Raw genomic sequence first — 14,445 nt, forward strand, 5'->3', positions numbered from 1 at the left:
ATACTTAAAAAAAAGATAAACAAATGAAAAAACAAGATGATAAGCAGATATTTATAGATCATTCAAATTTAATAGAAAATAAGGCTTCAAATTTTTGGTTTGATGATGAGACAAAGCTTCCAATAGATCCCATGAGCGAAGAACATCAAACAATAAGTTTAAAAGCGTTCCTGTTAAAGAGAAAGAATTATTGTTTGATGGGCTAGAAAGTGTTTATAAAAATTATCCTGCTAGCATGTCAAGGCTTGCTCAGAAGTGGATTGAGGTTGGAATTATTACAGGCATAAGGCCAAACGAGTGGAAAAATACAAAAATTAGGGGCAATGTTTCGGATTTTTATTATTCAGAAAACCATGATCAGGTGTTAAGAATGGTGGTGCAAAATGCGAAATATTCAAAAGGAAAGAACAGGTCAAATGGAAAACATAGAACATTGATTATGACTAGCCTTAGTGAGCAAGATATTATTAAAATTCTTGATTTTAACAGTTTATTGCAAAAACACATTAAAACCAAGGGTGGTTTCGAGGAGATTTACTATTCAGTTAGAAAGTGCTTGTATTATGCAAATCAAAAAACACTTCCAAAAAGCTCAAAATACATAACGCTGTATTCAGCTAGGCACCAGTTTGTTTCTGATAGAAAGTCAATGAATGAGCATCCAGCTTACACCGCAGCTCTATTGGGCCATGCTTCAATAAAAACAGCGCAGAGCACTTACGGACGAAAAACCAGCGGCAAATCTAGATTTAGCAAGGTAATACCACTTGATACTGATGTTAAAAATATTCTCAAGAACACGCCAAAATCAATCATGAATGAAATTAATAGATTCTCCTTTAAACCGACACCGATAGAACAATGAATACTCTAGACAATCTTGTTTTTAAAACTTATTATTTAATAGATAAATTTAGTAAATTAATAAGCAAGAATACAAAAATAGATTTATCTGATTATAAGCAAATAATTAATGATCATACTTTACTTTCAGACAGTGGGTATATCGCCACAACAATTGAAATAACAGGAATTATTGGCAATGTCGATAATGATTTATATCAAGACATCATTATCAACATTGCCAATATAATTGATGATTACCTTAAAACCGGTGTGCAGTTCAACATTCAATTTTCAGTCAATAGCAAAAATCCTATTTTATTGAGCAAAAACATAGAGCAATTATTAATTGCGAATCAGAATGTAGGGCTTGGACTGGAGTCGTGTATTTTATCACTGGAAAAGAAAATACAAAAGTACCTGAACAATGAGAAAATTTTACTAATCGTTTACAGCTCTCAATCTATTGTAGAAGAGCACACCTTAAAAAACACCTTAATGAGTTAAAAACAATTTCATTTCCACCGACAGGAAATGAGGCCTTAAATGACTTTTCAAAAACTGTTAGCGCAACTCAGAGGCAAAACCACAACGCCACTGTTGATGCTGTTATTGGTAAAATTAAAAAATATTCCCATGCAAAAATTCTCAGCTCGCTAGAGACATTAAGAACATTAAAGGAATTTACCAGCATCTCTGATCAGGGGCACTGGCATCCGACTACAGAGTTGGATGTGCCAGAGACATTTTTTTTAAACGATGTTGAGAATAAAAATCCTGACAAAAATGATGCCTCTTTGTTTTTGCCACCGCCTTTAGCCTCCCAAATAGTGCCTAGAATTGAAAAAATATCAAACGATATTTATAAAGTTAATGATTGGTTTTTTTCAGCCATTGAAATACAAATGTTCCCGACCAAAAGCGTGAATTTTGAGGAGTTAAAAGCACTTACTCTTCGTAAGAAAATGTCAGCATATATTAATTTTGTTCTTCTGCCCGATGGCTTTGATTCTATCAGAGGCGACTTTAAAACAAAAATGGCAAGGTTTGCCGGCTCTGTTACTTTTGATGATGAGGCAAAGTATCTTGGACAGGTTCTAAGCAATGCAAAAAAAGAAAGAAACTCAACTGCAATACAGTGGGACATATCATTCTTTTCAAAAGATATCAATAAGCTTGAAGCAGACAGAAGCATATTAAGCAAATACATTGTTGGTTGGGGAGGCTCTTTGCCAGACATGGCAGGCGATGTACTAAGGACAATATTAACATCTCTTGGATTGAAAAGAACAAGTATAGCGCCTAAGGCATGTACAGTGCCATCTGAGATAGCGCCATTGTTACCATTATTAACAACAAAAAAACCATTTTCAGAAGGAAACATTCTTTTTAGAACGGTTACCGGACACATCTACCCTTATTCAACACAAATGAGTAGACAATCTGGTGCAACACTAATTTATGGTCCGATGGGATATTCAAAATCTGTTTTATTAGGCCAAATTGTAAAAAGCGTTGTCAATGATGCGGCGTTGAAAAGTAACCAGTTACCCAAGATTGCTTTTATTGATATTGCCAAATCACCTTCTGGCATTATTCCTTTTTTAAAAAATGTGATTAAACCAGAAATGAGAGAAGAGATATCTCACACCAGACTAAACCATGTCAGTTAATAACAATATTAATCCAATGGACACTCTGCTTGGCGTTAGGACGCCCATTGTTGAGCAGATAAATTCTATAAAAGGAATTTTTGCACTGTTTACTATTGACAATGTTAATGATCCAATTCAAGACGGCGTGTTAGGTGTTTTAGAGTACGCCATAAAAACAAGCTACAAAAATAAAGAAAAAAAATCTGCAAATCTTTATCAAAAAGGCATTCGTTTAGATATTGACAACATTGTTGATTCATCAGACATAGCAGTTGATGAGTTTACAACTTGGTGGGAAGTGGTTGATTATTTGTTTGATAAAGGCTTTATCAATGAAGCTGAACATGCGCAAAGATACGCATCGCCTTTAATTAGTGATATTATTGCCGTTGTTAGGAGTCCAGAAGCCGCCTCTATTTATTCATTTAAAACAAAAACACAAGAAACACTGGTTGATTTTGTCATCAGAAAACTGACCGAAGCATCAGAAGCTTATCCAATCATAACAAAGCCATCAACAATATCTAGCAAAGCAAGGATTTCATATATTAATTTAAACGATGTCTCACCTGCAAACAACCCAAAACAAACAGCTATTATGTACCTGCTTGCTAGAATGGTTTTGGTTAAAGACTGGATGTTATTTTGGGGCAGTTTAGAGCCACTACTTGAAGATAGATATAAAAAATTCTATCAAAGGAAAATTGAAGCTGATATTGGCATACCAAAGGTGCTTATCTACGATGAATTTCATAGGACTGGCGGTATTAGATCAGGTGGAGATAGACGTCCTAAATTTGCATGGTTTGTTGTTTTATCAACACAAAAAATTTCAGACTTAAATAGCGCAATGTCTGGTTTAAGCAGCTCTGCTTTTATCCTCGGTGGAAGTAGTGAAGAAGAACAGGTTCAAACAAAAAAATATTTGGACTAAAAGACAGTGAAATAAGACTAATGAAAACATTAGGAAAGCCTAACTCTGATGGCGCTGAACTTATTTTATGGCTCAACCAGGGTGATAAAAAGTACGTCCAAAAACTAATATCAACATTGCCGGTCGAAGACCTTTGGATGCTTGACTCTAACCCTGATGAATCAAGTATTAGAGATAAGTTATATGAGAATTTTGGCGTGACAGAAACAATAAATTTTTTATCTAAATTTTATCCCTCTGTGTCTTTTAAAAAGAGCAAAGAGGAGATTCAAACGAAGCTGCAACTTGACCCTGAAGCAAAAGAGTATGACAGCTCTGACGTTATGCCGATTTTGTTTAAAAAGATTAAAAAAGAGTTTAAACAAAGTCAGATTAAAAAATGAGTAGCAAGCATAGGTTTATTTTTAACGAAAAAAAGGAGAGCAAAATGGTAATAAAAACAAAAGTGAACAAAATAATAGTAGAAGCACAGGCGAGCTGGAAATGATTTAAATTTACAAAATAGAATTTACAGTTGGTGATGATTACTTAAGCAAGATAAAAGAAACTTTGTTATTTTTTAGTGACGGCGAAGAGTTAATTGCTTGCCAGGGTAATAATTACTATAAAGCATTAACTTTGTCGCTTTGTCAATTTTCCGTATTTGCTGATATTATTAGTGGTGATGAGTTAGAGGAAAAAATAGCAAATGCAGAAGGTTATTATCGACTTAGTGAAATGGGCTGCAAGGTTGTTTATTTTGAAGGGCTATTCAAACCAGAAAGAGACGATTTTGAAATTTCGATTTTGGATACCTAAGAAGGTATTAAGTTTATGGAATTTAACGGCCGCTTTGGCGACCCCGAAGGGCTAAACATTCTAACCATTTTAAAAAGCTCTTTTGCTGATGTGATAAGGCACATGCATGTGGCACAAAACACTTTCAGAAGATAAAGTTGATTTTATCAAAAAGGCATCTGTTATTAAGTATCTTGTAGCAAAAGAATACCCTCAAGAAAGCAATAAGGCAACAATGTTTACTATGGATGAGCAAGCCATTAATGAGATGGGGGTTAATATCTTTTTTGCCTCTTCTGTTAAAATATCTGATGGCACATACCAAACACTTAAAAAATCAAGAGCTATTGCTTTTGGCGCAGTAGCAGAAAAAATAGAAGACGCTGGAAATCTGGTGAATCAAGCTATAGAGAAATTTGTTCATGCCGATTTGGAATACAGAAGAGATATAGGCTCTAGGGAAAACTTAGACAAACTCTCAAGTTACGATTTTAACGATAGAGAAGAAGCGCCTTCTCCAACATTACACCCAACATAATTGGTAATAAGACAGCGCAAATGACAAAGCACAACCAAAAATTAGAAAAAAAGATAGACAAAAATAGAAGTAGCTCGAACCTAACCATTAAAGAATAAATAACATGGATGCTTATCTTATTATTTTATATCTTTTAACTACTTACCTTTTTGAACAATTAGACTTAATTACAACCTAAAAAAGTATTAAAATAGATATTAATTTAAATACTAATTATACAAACAATGAACCAAATACTATCAAGTTACACAGCAAGTACAACTGAGTTAAAGACTTCTTTAAATAGCATTCTTAAGCAGTCAGAGGGCGATACGGTGGCTATTCTCAACCACAATACCGTTAGTAGTTACTTAGTATCACCTAGCGTTTATGAAAAACTACTTAATATTGCTGATGACTACCTCCTATCTAAAGAAGTTGATAAAAGACTATCGCAGAATGTTGAACCAATAACTGTATCGCTTGATGAATTATAAATTAGAGTTTCTGCCTAAAGCACTTAGTGAATGGAAAAAACTAAATACCAATATCAAGGAACCACTTAAAAAGAAACTGAAAAAAAGACTTGCCAATCCAAAAGTAGCAAAAGATAAACTTAAGGGCTATGAAGATGTTTATAAAATCAAACTTCAATCGTCAGCTACCGACTAGCCTATCAAGTTATAGATGAGTGTGTGGCAATCTTAGTAATAGCAGTTGGGAAACGAGAAGATAAGAAAATCTATAAACTACTACAACAAAGATATTAAAAAACGGAATGTTCGCCTAATGGACGGGTTCAAATTTCATGTGATTTATTTTGCATCACCCACCCCTAAAAAGTTTGACATAGAGACTGGTTTGGCGTATATTTTGACATTAAGAGGCTTTCAAACCTTTACAAGCGGATATCCGCTCCCGTCAGACTTAGCGGTTTTTTTATGTCTGAACCATTAAAAATGGTTTCATTTAAAAATTAAAAAGTTTATGAGGGAGGCTGGAATCCAGCAATGCTCCAGGCTTGGCTTGTACAAGTTGAAACCTCCCTCACCATACAACAATGCATGGTGAAATCCTAAAAGGAGGTCATCATGACTAGCGATACACAGCTATACTCTAAGAGTATTAGTAATACATGCCCCGCAGGAAATACCCTTGGGGTGCAGCGGCACTATCAGCACCCTATTGAGTTATCTGACTCAGAAAGAGTGCGCTTTAATACCTATCAGCAGCAACAGGAATATACGTCAGCAGAACTTAAACGAGAACACATTCATGATAATTTAACAATAGCATTCTCAGCGGTAGCGGTGTTATTACAAGGAGGTGTATCGTGAGCAATATCACCAATATGTCACAGGTGTTTAATTTTGATAATCATCAGATTAGAACAACGGTTGACGATAAAAACAAGCCTTATCTTGTAGCAAAGGATGTGTGTGAGGTTTTAGAGATTAAAAATTCTAGAGATGCAATTAAACAAGTTGAAAGTCGTTTAAAAGAAGCGGGTTTAAAGGGGGTAGTTTCAAACGACACCCTTTTAAAAACCACTGGCGGCAAACAAACTCTGATAACAATCAACGAACAAGGCCTATACGAACTCATCTTTACCTCACGCAAAAAACAAGCTGTTAAGTTTAGGACATGGGTCACTGGTGAAGTTTTGCCAGCCATTCGCCAAACAGGCACCTTCTCCCTACCAGAACATCTAAGCCTTGCACAACTCGACCCAAAACAAGCCGACCTAACTCGACAAAATCATGATTGAGTTTATTAAGGACTATGGCCATCGTCACACCCCAAAAGGATTTGCTGTTGATCCACAATACGCCATAAAGTTTGTACATAAGTTTGTGCGTAATTATTACAACATCTCTACTTATAAAAACCTAAGTTTGGGTGATGTTAAAAACCTCAAGCAAGTTTTACTAGACAACGAGCGTATTGTACTTGGCAATGCGAAAGGCATCTTTGGCGTTGATATCAACAAAGACCCAAGAGTTGCGATTGAGCAAGAAAATGAACACAGCGTTTCATTTAGAACCTTAGGCAGGCAATATTATCAAACCTTTACCATTGACTACATTCTTAATCAAAGTGCATGGGTCGGTCAGATTGATGTTAAAAATAGAGCATTAGAGGTTGAGTTAAAACAATCTCAGGCCGCACTAGAACAATGCCAAGCACAAAAAGGCATAGCTACTGAGCCTACTGAGACTGCTTTAGAGATCTATTCAAGCATGACTGATATTGATGATATCACCGAAATACAAGCACTGACCGAAGACAGCTCTAAATTTGAGTCAGAAGGCTTGTTATTAGACAGTATCAACCTAGCCAAAAACATCAGTGCATTGGTCAAGAGTGGTCCTGAGTATTTAATGGCATTAAGGGCACTGCTTGATGAGAATATGGATTTTCTACTGCTTAAATTGCAAAAACTAAAGTGTCTTTTTATTATAAATAAGGAGGTTTGTCATGACTAGCAGCGACACACAACACTCTAAGAGAATCAATAAACAACACTCAAATGCAGGTGCACCGACTTGGCAGGGCTTATTACCAGAGACAGACACCTGGGAAGGCTTATCACGAGCGTTAGACTTTTTGGGCTGTATTGAACCAGGTATTACTAAAGCTGAGTTTAAGCCTTATCAAGCTATTCTTGAACAAGCGCAGCGGTTGTTAGAAGGTAGTGACCCTGATGATGGGATGAGGCTTAAGCTTGAGGAGCTTGAGGCGTTTGATGCGTGGATGGATGGGGTGGGGTGATTTTGTTAAACACAAACAAAGTAAGCCCGACTTATTAAAGTTCATAAAATGTGTATAATTACACACGATGACGAGCAAAGAAATTATTAAAAGGCTTAAAAAGGATGGTTGGCTTAGGGTTGGCGGTAAGGGCGACCATGAAAAATTCAAACATCCAGGCAAGCAAGGTCATGTGATTGTGCCACATCCGCGTAAAGATTTACGTCCTGGCACACTAAATAGTATTTTTAAACAAGCGGGGTGGAAATAATGAAATATCTAGGTTATGTAGAAAGTGGTAATGATAAGTGCGCTAGCAGTGTTGTATTGCCTGACTTTCCTGGGTGCTTTAGTGCAGTGGATAATGAGCAAGATCTAAACTCTAGCGTGCAAGAGGCAGTCGAGCTGCACTTTGAAGGGGAAGAGTTTGATTTACCAACACCTCTCACGCTTGGTGAAGTTCAAAATTTACCAGATTTTGATTATTCGGGTGTTTGGATGTGGTTTGATATCGACACTGACAAAATCTCAACCAAATTACAACGAGTGAATATCACCATGCCGAAAAATATCCTAACTAAATTAGACACATTAGCGACAAGTCAGCATATTTCACGTTCTGGCATGGTAAGGCAATTAGTTGAAGGTGTTCAATAGTAGATTTTCTAAATCTTGTTTAATTAAACATAAACAACACAAACAACACATTAAACACTATAAGGAGACCATATTTTTACATTCTATAAAACCTTATTTGACGAATAGTAAAAACAATGTAAAATCAACACTGTGAATATTAAGTATAACAAGCAAGCAAAAAAATATTTAGACAGACTGCCAAAAAACACAGCTAAAAAAATTATTACCGCCATCAATAAGCTGCCAAATGATGGAGATATTAAGCCTTTAACTGGCTTTAATAACGCTTACAGGTTGAGAATAGGTGCAAATAGAATTATTTGGGAGATGGATAATTTAAATATTTACATTAGAAAAATCGCCCCACAAGGACAGGTTTATAAAAAATAGGAGAATTATTATGAACACTTTAACAATTGAAAACAAGGAATACGCCGTTGTTCCTATGGATGATTATCAGTCAATGCTTTTATTGCAAGAGAATTTTGATGATACTTTGGCCTTAGAAAAAGCAAGAGAAGCTGTGCTAAGTAATGATGATGAATTACTACCATCAGATTTTGTGGAAAAATTAGTCTTGAGTGACGAAAATAAAGTCAAATTATGGCGCAAATACCGAGATATTAATATCACTCAACTTTCACAACAAACTGATATCAATATCGCAACAATTTCACGTATTGAGAATAACAAAAGAGAGCCAACACTTAAACAAGTAAAAATTTTAGCGAACGCGCTTAATGTTGATATTGATGATTTGGTTTAATTAAATATAAACATTACAATCAAAAGAGTGACACTTACCTTTGAATAAATTTAATGTCAATATCGCAATCAACCGCATTGGCGTACTTGTTGATTGTTGCAAGAGATGGTGATAGTTTGCCACTTGCAAGAGAGGATTCAAGTCTAGTAATTGCTGTTTGTTTTGTTCCCATTCTTTCAGCGACTTCAGTTTGACTAAGTCCAATATTTTTTCTGGCTGATAGCATTTGGTTAAGTAAACTAAATTCTAGAGATAGATCGTCATATTCTTTTTTAACACTGGCATTAGAAAGTGCTTTTTGTTTTAGTTGTTTGTGTGTCATCATTTTTTCATCTCCTTTAATCTGGTTAGCGCAATTTGCAAAACATTTCTAGGTATTTTTTTAGATTTTTTTACATAAGAATGTAGCATAATAATTTCTTGATTTGTTTGGGTGCAATAAAAAACTCTTGCTATCCCATTCTTGCCTTTTAATCTCAATTCAAACAATCCGTTACTTAATGATTTGGTGTGTGGGTGTCCTAAATTTGAACCATGAATTAACATCATATCTGTAGACTTCAAATATCTAGCTAACAGAGACAGAGACGCTGGTAAATTTAAAATATCATTTTGCACCGCATCATTAAAATAACTTATCTTATAACTCATATTTTTTATTATAACATATTTGTTATAATAAAGACTGTTTTTAATTTAATTAAACACAAACAATATATTTAAAACATAAAAACCCAACCAATGAAATTAAAAGTAATACAACATGCGAATAGTATGACACTAAAACAACAACAAGACTTTGTAGGTGGTTTTATTGAGGTTTTACAAATAAAAAACAAAGGCATTTTTAATAGTTAATGAAAATCCAGACAAGGTTGCTAGTAATCTTAACACGGGAGCTGGTTATATATACTCTTTGTCTCTAGGACGTGAATATCCAATATGGGGTAATGCTATATTGGCAATCAAAGACGATAAAACAGAGGCTGAAAATGAATATAGATGACTTAAATAATAAATTAGCAAACACTTTGGTCGCACTAAAAAGAAAATCTGAGCAGACTACCAATGAGAACGAAAAAGAAGTTGCAATCAGATTTTTAAACAGCCAGCTAAAAAAGCATGGCCTGGACATGTCTATTTTTGACGACATGTTATTAGAAAAAAAACAACGATACGAATTAAAGCACTATGGCATGTTTGGCATAAAATTAAAAATTCAAATACTGTGGTTTTTGGGATATAAGACTATTGGAACTTTTCCCTGTTGCTTATGTCCTATAAGGACATTTTAAGTTTTGTAAAGCATTATTTTAATTTATTTACGAAAAATAATGATAAACTAAAATTCTTTAGGAAGGGCTAATTTTACAAAGAAATTAACTAAAACTACCAGGAGTAAAGACTATTTAAAAAATATAATAGATTCATAAAAAATAGTCACAGTTAAGAGCGCAAGCGCAAATTCTGCAAAAATACGGTAAATATTAATAGGTTTCAGTGCTTGATTTACAAAATGTCTTTGTTGATACGCCAATTTTGCTTCTTTTTTAGTAAAATTAGTGTGACTGTTTATAAATTCTTGTGTTTTTTAACACTTCAAGCGATACCCACACTGCTTATTATATCCACCTAAATGATTTTACAACCATCTCTTATATTCTTTTTTCCTTCCTTTTGTTCCCTTGTTATAAAGAAGCTTCACGAGCAAAGCTCGTGAAAAGCCTTTTTTGTTATCTTGTTACTTTTTGTTTTTCTTGTTTGGGCTTTGCCTACAAAACAATTTGTTAGCAGTCGTATTTTTTCACCTAGAAATTAATCAAATTTGACTACTTTGAATGCCAGTTTAGTATTTTCTAAATATGCTTATTCAATAGATTTAGGTAAAGAAAGGGTGACCCAAAAGCTTCTTTCGGTGCTTACTCAATGTGTTGCATATTTTAGGATTATCTCAAGATATGGACTTATTGCTGCCCCTGAGTTTGATGAGCTGGGTCAACACTTAACAGAAAAGTCATTACCTAAAAGGATTAGAATCCAGAAAAAAATCTAAAAAACCTGAGTGGTGTAAATCAAATTTGGGCTTCTCTAATCAATAAATTGATTTATGCAAAGGTCTCTTATAAAGACAGGCGAAAATCGGGGGGAGGGGGTAATGTTGAGTTAAATTTTTTCACTTTGTTTTTGCGTCCAATTTCTAATATTTTGAGTTAATTCTTTGGCAGATTTTTCTTTTATATTAATTGGCTTGCCAATAATCACAGTGATGGTGCCGGGGTGTTTTATAAAATTACCTTTGGGCCATACTAAACCAGCGTTGTGATAAACAGGTATGACATCGCAAGAGGCTTTTTTGGCAATGGCTATAGCACCATTTTGATATCGTCCTAGTTTTTTATAGGGTTGACGAGTACCTTCTGGAAAAATCACCACAAAAATACCTTTTTTTAGTCGAACCTCTCCTTGTTTTATAATTGTTTTTAGCGCTTTTAATTTCTCGCCACGATTAATCACAATAGGGTTAAATAACGCCAATCCCCAGCCAAAAAATGGGATCCATAATAAGGTTTGTTTAAGTACCCAGGTTTGTGGTGGGAATATTTGCTGAAATCCAAGTGTTTCCCAGGTAGATTGATGGTTAGAAACAATTACACAAGGCTTGGAAGGAATATTTTCTTTGCCAATTACTTGGAGCTTGATATCAAGTGTAAATGCCAACCACCATAAGCAAAACATTGACCACTTAGATAAAATAGCGTAGCGAAACTTGAATGGCAAGAAGAACAAAATTAGTCCAATGGTTACTAAAATTATCAAGGCAATAAACGAGCCTAAAAAATACAACAATGATCTTAAAAACAGCATGAGAAATTGCGAGCGTAAACGTTATAATTTGTAAACCTAGAATTTTAACTGATAGAGATTGCCGCATGAGTATTAACACCATTTTATTTGACTTAGACGGTACACTAATTGACACTGCACCCGATTTGGCTTATGCATTAAATACAGTACTTAAATATAGTGGTCTAAGTGAAAAACCTTATGAAAAAATCAAGCCTCTAGTTGCATTAGGAGGCAAGGCGTTAATCAAGTTTGGCTTTGATTGTGATGAGTTTCATCCTGATTTTATTGACAGGCATCAAAAAATATTAAACATTTATAAAGATAATATTAGTCAATTTTCTAAAACATTTTCAGGCATTGATGCACTTATTAAAACCATTAAAACTAGGCAGATGTTCTGGGGGGTGGTTACCAATAAGCCTGAAAATTTGACTCATCTATTGTTAGAAAAACTTGACATAAATCCTGATGTGGTGGTTTGTGGTGATACATTAGCATTTAACAAGCCACATCCAGCGCCGTTATTGTATGCTTGTGTACAATTAGCAATTAACCCAAGCCAATGTTTGTTTGTAGGTGATGATAAGAATGACATATTGGCAGGCAAAAATGCTCACATTAAAACTGTGGCTGTTACTTACGGTTATGGCAAAGTAAAAGAAGATTGGTATTATGATTATTTAATTAATGAAGCAGAAGAATTGTTGGAATTGATATAGTGGATATATTGAGTTTTTTATTAGGGCTAGCTGCTGGTGTAATGGTTGTTTATTTTTATTTAAGCGCTAAATTACAAGCATTAAAATCTGACAAAATTCGTCTTGAAGTGCGCTTAGATGAAAAAATCAAGTCTTATGAAAACCAAATTGATTTAATTAATATCGCCAAAGTGCAGATGAGTAAAGATTTTAAAGCCATAGCAGGTGATATTTTAGCAAAAGATCGCCATAATTTGAGTGTTAAAAATTCTGAATTATTAACTCCTTTACAGACACAACTTAAAGAGTTTCGAGATAAGATTGAAATCATTACTAGCGAGCAAATTAAGGAAAGAGCGATCCTATCTGCGCAGATAGAAAATTTGAAAAAGACCAGTATTGAAACACAAGAAACCACACAAAATTTAACCAATGCTTTGACTTATGACAACAAGCAACAAGGCGACTGGGGTGAGATGATTTTAAGTTCTATTTTGTCCAGTTCTGGCTTGCGAGAAGGGTATGAATTTGACACACAAAAACAGTTTGAAAATGAATCAGGCGATGTATTTAAGCCTGATGTGGTTTTACATCTCCCTGAAGAAAAAGATATCATTATTGATTCAAAAGTCTCGTTAAAGGCTTATAAGGATTATATTACTAATCAGTCAGACAAGCGATTGCTTAAGGCACATGTAGTTTCTATTGAGGCGCATATTAATGGCATTAGTATTAAAGAATATGAGAATTTACAAGGCGTACTAACGCTTGATTTTATTTTTGTGTTTATTCCAATTGAATCTGCACTTTTAATCGCACTTGAGCAAAAGCCAGACTTATTCACCATGGCATTAAAAAAGAACATTGTTTTAGTGTCACCTTCAACGTTGATGATGAGTCTTAAAACGGTGCATCATATTTGGCAAACTGAGCGTCAAAATCAAAATTCTGAAGAAATTGCACGTCAAGCAGGCGCGATGTATGACAAATTATTTGGCTTTATTCAATCAATGGATGATATTGAGAAGTACCTTGATAAGGCTTCTAAAAGTTACAAAGAAGCTAGGAGCAAGCTCTCTGATGGTAAGGGCAATCTTATTGGTCGTGCTGAAAAATTAAAAGAATTAGGCGTTCAAAGTAAAAAGGAGATAAGTTAATGGAAATTTCAACTAATTATTCAATCACTAAAGATGAATTAAAAGATAAAGTTATTTTAGTGACAGGTGCAAACCGTGGTTTTGGTAGGGTAATAACACTGGATCTTGCCAAAGTAGGTGCAAGCGTTATTATGCTAGGGCGTGATTTAGGCTCGCTAGAAACCACTTATGATGAAGTGCTGGATTTGGGCTATCAAGAACCCATTCTTTATCCGCTTGATTTAGAAGGCGCAACCCCTGAGCATTATCAGCAGTTACAAAAAAATATCTTGGATAATTTTGGGCAACTTAATGGGCTTATTCACAATGCTAGCATTATTGGCACAATGATGCCAATTGAACAATATGATATTAAATTATGGTATTCAACCATGCAAATCAATGTTAACGCACCTTTTATGCTTACCCAGGCGTTAATTCCTGCACTTAATAAATCAAGTGATGCCCGCGTGTTGTTTTTGTCTTCATCAGTAGGGCGTGCAGCTAAAGCATACTGGGGAGCATATGGCGTGAGCAAATTTGCCATTGAAGGTATGAGTAAAACCTTATCTGAAGAATTAGAAAAAACCAATATCCAAGTAAATTCACTTGATCCAGGGCGGATGCGCACCAAAATGCGACAAATTGCTTATCCGGCTGAAAATGCAGATAATAACCCATTGCCTGAAACAAAAAGCCCAGCAATTGTGTATCTAATGAGCGAAAAAGCTAAAAAACTGAATGGAGAGCGGCTTATCTTATCTAGCGTTTAATGAAATTTGAAACAAATAAAATAAGGTAAATAGAGACCTTTGCGTAATTCATAATTCCCTCTCCAAAATTCCATTCTTTTTTTCTAAAAAATTTACCCTTTACTGCAAT

At 34.7% G+C, this 14,445-nt stretch carries 24 protein-coding genes and 1 pseudogene; 22 read left to right on the forward strand and 3 right to left on the reverse strand.

What is annotated here, in order from left to right:
- The first annotated feature begins 23 nt into the window (after nt 1-23).
- From CVFO_RS03595 to CVFO_RS03680, 18 genes and pseudogenes are all read left to right on the forward strand, one after another.
- Nucleotides 24-206, forward strand: a complete 183-nt coding sequence (locus CVFO_RS03595; RefSeq protein ID WP_201340217.1) for a hypothetical protein — start codon at nt 24-26, stop codon at nt 204-206.
- Nucleotides 191-865, forward strand: a complete 675-nt coding sequence (locus CVFO_RS03600; RefSeq protein ID WP_201340218.1) for a site-specific integrase — start codon at nt 191-193, stop codon at nt 863-865. The genes CVFO_RS03595 and CVFO_RS03600 overlap by 16 nt, the downstream gene beginning before the upstream one ends.
- Nucleotides 862-1,350, forward strand: a complete 489-nt coding sequence (locus tag CVFO_RS03605) for a hypothetical protein (RefSeq protein ID WP_201340219.1) — start codon at nt 862-864, stop codon at nt 1,348-1,350. The genes CVFO_RS03600 and CVFO_RS03605 overlap by 4 nt, the downstream gene beginning before the upstream one ends.
- A 221-nt stretch (nt 1,351-1,571) precedes the next feature.
- Entirely contained in the window at nt 1,572-2,516 is a 945-nt protein-coding gene (locus CVFO_RS03610) for a putative type IV secretion/conjugal transfer ATPase (RefSeq protein WP_225879319.1), read from the forward strand.
- Nucleotides 2,506-3,432 (forward strand): hypothetical protein, encoded by a 927-nt coding sequence (locus CVFO_RS03615; RefSeq protein WP_201340221.1) that lies wholly within the window; start codon nt 2,506-2,508, stop codon nt 3,430-3,432. Before CVFO_RS03610 ends, CVFO_RS03615 begins: the two co-directional genes overlap by 11 nt.
- A gap of 20 nt (nt 3,433-3,452) precedes the next feature.
- Complete coding sequence (locus CVFO_RS03620) at nt 3,453-3,815, forward strand: hypothetical protein (RefSeq protein ID WP_201340222.1); 363 nt, start codon at nt 3,453-3,455, stop codon at nt 3,813-3,815.
- A 166-nt stretch (nt 3,816-3,981) separates the two neighbouring features.
- Nucleotides 3,982-4,230 (forward strand): hypothetical protein, encoded by a 249-nt coding sequence (locus CVFO_RS03625; protein ID WP_201340223.1) that lies wholly within the window; start codon nt 3,982-3,984, stop codon nt 4,228-4,230.
- 106 nt (nt 4,231-4,336) lie between these two features.
- Complete coding sequence (locus CVFO_RS03630; RefSeq protein WP_201340224.1) at nt 4,337-4,747, forward strand: phosphoribosylglycinamide synthetase C domain-containing protein; 411 nt, start codon at nt 4,337-4,339, stop codon at nt 4,745-4,747.
- A 224-nt stretch (nt 4,748-4,971) separates the two neighbouring features.
- Nucleotides 4,972-5,223, forward strand: a complete 252-nt coding sequence (locus tag CVFO_RS03635) for a type II toxin-antitoxin system Phd/YefM family antitoxin (RefSeq protein WP_201340225.1) — start codon at nt 4,972-4,974, stop codon at nt 5,221-5,223.
- Nucleotides 5,213-5,496: pseudogene (locus tag CVFO_RS03640) on the forward strand (type II toxin-antitoxin system RelE family toxin). Before CVFO_RS03635 ends, CVFO_RS03640 begins: the two are co-directional and overlap by 11 nt.
- Before the next feature lie 321 nt (nt 5,497-5,817).
- Entirely contained in the window at nt 5,818-6,063 is a 246-nt protein-coding gene (locus CVFO_RS03645) for a hypothetical protein (protein WP_201340226.1), read from the forward strand.
- A complete protein-coding gene (locus CVFO_RS03650; RefSeq protein ID WP_201340227.1) occupies nt 6,060-6,494 on the forward strand; it encodes a BRO-N domain-containing protein in 435 nt (144 codons plus the stop codon). Before CVFO_RS03645 ends, CVFO_RS03650 begins: the two co-directional genes overlap by 4 nt.
- A complete protein-coding gene (locus CVFO_RS03655) occupies nt 6,487-7,212 on the forward strand; it encodes a hypothetical protein (RefSeq protein WP_201340228.1) in 726 nt (241 codons plus the stop codon). Before CVFO_RS03650 ends, CVFO_RS03655 begins: the two co-directional genes overlap by 8 nt.
- A complete protein-coding gene (locus CVFO_RS03660) occupies nt 7,205-7,498 on the forward strand; it encodes a hypothetical protein (protein WP_201340229.1) in 294 nt (97 codons plus the stop codon). Before CVFO_RS03655 ends, CVFO_RS03660 begins: the two co-directional genes overlap by 8 nt.
- Nucleotides 7,499-7,565: 67 nt before the next feature.
- Nucleotides 7,566-7,748 (forward strand): type II toxin-antitoxin system HicA family toxin, encoded by a 183-nt coding sequence (locus CVFO_RS03665; RefSeq protein WP_201340230.1) that lies wholly within the window; start codon nt 7,566-7,568, stop codon nt 7,746-7,748.
- On the forward strand, nt 7,748-8,134 hold the full coding sequence (locus CVFO_RS03670; RefSeq protein WP_201340231.1) for a type II toxin-antitoxin system HicB family antitoxin: 387 nt from the start codon (nt 7,748-7,750) through the stop codon (nt 8,132-8,134). The genes CVFO_RS03665 and CVFO_RS03670 overlap by 1 nt, the downstream gene beginning before the upstream one ends.
- A 132-nt stretch (nt 8,135-8,266) precedes the next feature.
- Nucleotides 8,267-8,506 (forward strand): type II toxin-antitoxin system RelE family toxin, encoded by a 240-nt coding sequence (locus CVFO_RS03675; RefSeq protein WP_201340232.1) that lies wholly within the window; start codon nt 8,267-8,269, stop codon nt 8,504-8,506.
- Between the two features lie 10 nt (nt 8,507-8,516).
- Entirely contained in the window at nt 8,517-8,882 is a 366-nt protein-coding gene (locus CVFO_RS03680; protein ID WP_201340233.1) for a helix-turn-helix domain-containing protein, read from the forward strand.
- Nucleotides 8,883-8,916: 34 nt separating this feature from the next.
- On the opposite strand, the gene relB is transcribed toward CVFO_RS03680, so the two are convergent.
- On the reverse strand, nt 8,917-9,207 hold the full coding sequence (gene relB / locus CVFO_RS03685) for a type II toxin-antitoxin system RelB family anti-toxin (protein ID WP_342591029.1): 291 nt from the start codon (nt 9,205-9,207) through the stop codon (nt 8,917-8,919).
- Nucleotides 9,204-9,533, reverse strand: a complete 330-nt coding sequence (locus CVFO_RS03690) for a type II toxin-antitoxin system RelE/ParE family toxin (RefSeq protein WP_201340234.1) — start codon at nt 9,531-9,533, stop codon at nt 9,204-9,206. Before CVFO_RS03690 ends, relB begins: the two co-directional genes overlap by 4 nt.
- Nucleotides 9,534-9,874: 341 nt before the next feature.
- On the opposite strand from CVFO_RS03690, the gene CVFO_RS03695 reads away from it, so the two are divergent.
- Entirely contained in the window at nt 9,875-10,177 is a 303-nt protein-coding gene (locus tag CVFO_RS03695; RefSeq protein WP_201340235.1) for a DUF2786 domain-containing protein, read from the forward strand.
- Nucleotides 10,178-11,045: 868 nt separating this feature from the next.
- Here CVFO_RS03695 and CVFO_RS03700 read toward each other — a convergent pair.
- Nucleotides 11,046-11,600: a lysophospholipid acyltransferase family protein gene (locus CVFO_RS03700; RefSeq protein ID WP_342591030.1), complete on the reverse strand. Its 555-nt coding sequence runs from the start codon at nt 11,598-11,600 to the stop codon at nt 11,046-11,048.
- A 212-nt stretch (nt 11,601-11,812) separates the two neighbouring features.
- On the opposite strand from CVFO_RS03700, the gene CVFO_RS03705 reads away from it, so the two are divergent.
- The 3 genes from CVFO_RS03705 to CVFO_RS03715 are packed head-to-tail and all read left to right on the forward strand — an operon-like array spanning nt 11,813 to nt 14,336.
- Nucleotides 11,813-12,448, forward strand: a complete 636-nt coding sequence (locus tag CVFO_RS03705) for an HAD family hydrolase (RefSeq protein WP_201340237.1) — start codon at nt 11,813-11,815, stop codon at nt 12,446-12,448.
- A complete protein-coding gene (locus tag CVFO_RS03710; protein WP_225879320.1) occupies nt 12,448-13,584 on the forward strand; it encodes a DNA recombination protein RmuC in 1,137 nt (378 codons plus the stop codon). Before CVFO_RS03705 ends, CVFO_RS03710 begins: the two co-directional genes overlap by 1 nt.
- Entirely contained in the window at nt 13,584-14,336 is a 753-nt protein-coding gene (locus CVFO_RS03715; RefSeq protein WP_201340238.1) for a YciK family oxidoreductase, read from the forward strand. Before CVFO_RS03710 ends, CVFO_RS03715 begins: the two co-directional genes overlap by 1 nt.
- The last annotated feature ends 109 nt before the right edge of the window (nt 14,337-14,445 follow it).

The sequence above is a fragment of the Isorropodon fossajaponicum endosymbiont JTNG4 genome, assembly GCF_016592615.1.
Taxonomy (GTDB): domain Bacteria; phylum Pseudomonadota; class Gammaproteobacteria; order PS1; family Pseudothioglobaceae; genus Ruthia.

Excerpts from the sequence above, each read along its gene's own strand:
- relB (WP_342591029.1), bottom strand. The coding sequence starts at position 9,207 with ATGATGACACACAAACAACTAAAACAAAAAGCACTTTCTAATGCCAGT.
- CVFO_RS03615 (WP_201340221.1), top strand. The coding sequence starts at position 2,506 with ATGTCAGTTAATAACAATATTAATCCAATGGACACTCTGCTTGGCGTT.
- CVFO_RS03655 (WP_201340228.1), top strand. The coding sequence starts at position 6,487 with ATGATTGAGTTTATTAAGGACTATGGCCATCGTCACACCCCAAAAGGA.
- CVFO_RS03670 (WP_201340231.1), top strand. The coding sequence starts at position 7,748 with ATGAAATATCTAGGTTATGTAGAAAGTGGTAATGATAAGTGCGCTAGC.
- CVFO_RS03660 (WP_201340229.1), top strand. The coding sequence starts at position 7,205 with ATGACTAGCAGCGACACACAACACTCTAAGAGAATCAATAAACAACAC.
- CVFO_RS03705 (WP_201340237.1), top strand. The coding sequence starts at position 11,813 with ATGAGTATTAACACCATTTTATTTGACTTAGACGGTACACTAATTGAC.
- CVFO_RS03665 (WP_201340230.1), top strand. The coding sequence starts at position 7,566 with ATGACGAGCAAAGAAATTATTAAAAGGCTTAAAAAGGATGGTTGGCTT.
- CVFO_RS03695 (WP_201340235.1), top strand. The coding sequence starts at position 9,875 with ATGAATATAGATGACTTAAATAATAAATTAGCAAACACTTTGGTCGCA.
- CVFO_RS03595 (WP_201340217.1), top strand. The coding sequence starts at position 24 with ATGAAAAAACAAGATGATAAGCAGATATTTATAGATCATTCAAATTTA.
- CVFO_RS03620 (WP_201340222.1), top strand. The coding sequence starts at position 3,453 with ATGAAAACATTAGGAAAGCCTAACTCTGATGGCGCTGAACTTATTTTA.
- CVFO_RS03680 (WP_201340233.1), top strand. The coding sequence starts at position 8,517 with ATGAACACTTTAACAATTGAAAACAAGGAATACGCCGTTGTTCCTATG.
- CVFO_RS03635 (WP_201340225.1), top strand. The coding sequence starts at position 4,972 with ATGAACCAAATACTATCAAGTTACACAGCAAGTACAACTGAGTTAAAG.
- CVFO_RS03690 (WP_201340234.1), bottom strand. The coding sequence starts at position 9,533 with ATGAGTTATAAGATAAGTTATTTTAATGATGCGGTGCAAAATGATATT.
- CVFO_RS03645 (WP_201340226.1), top strand. The coding sequence starts at position 5,818 with ATGACTAGCGATACACAGCTATACTCTAAGAGTATTAGTAATACATGC.
- CVFO_RS03715 (WP_201340238.1), top strand. The coding sequence starts at position 13,584 with ATGGAAATTTCAACTAATTATTCAATCACTAAAGATGAATTAAAAGAT.
- CVFO_RS03630 (WP_201340224.1), top strand. The coding sequence starts at position 4,337 with ATGTGGCACAAAACACTTTCAGAAGATAAAGTTGATTTTATCAAAAAG.
- CVFO_RS03605 (WP_201340219.1), top strand. The coding sequence starts at position 862 with ATGAATACTCTAGACAATCTTGTTTTTAAAACTTATTATTTAATAGAT.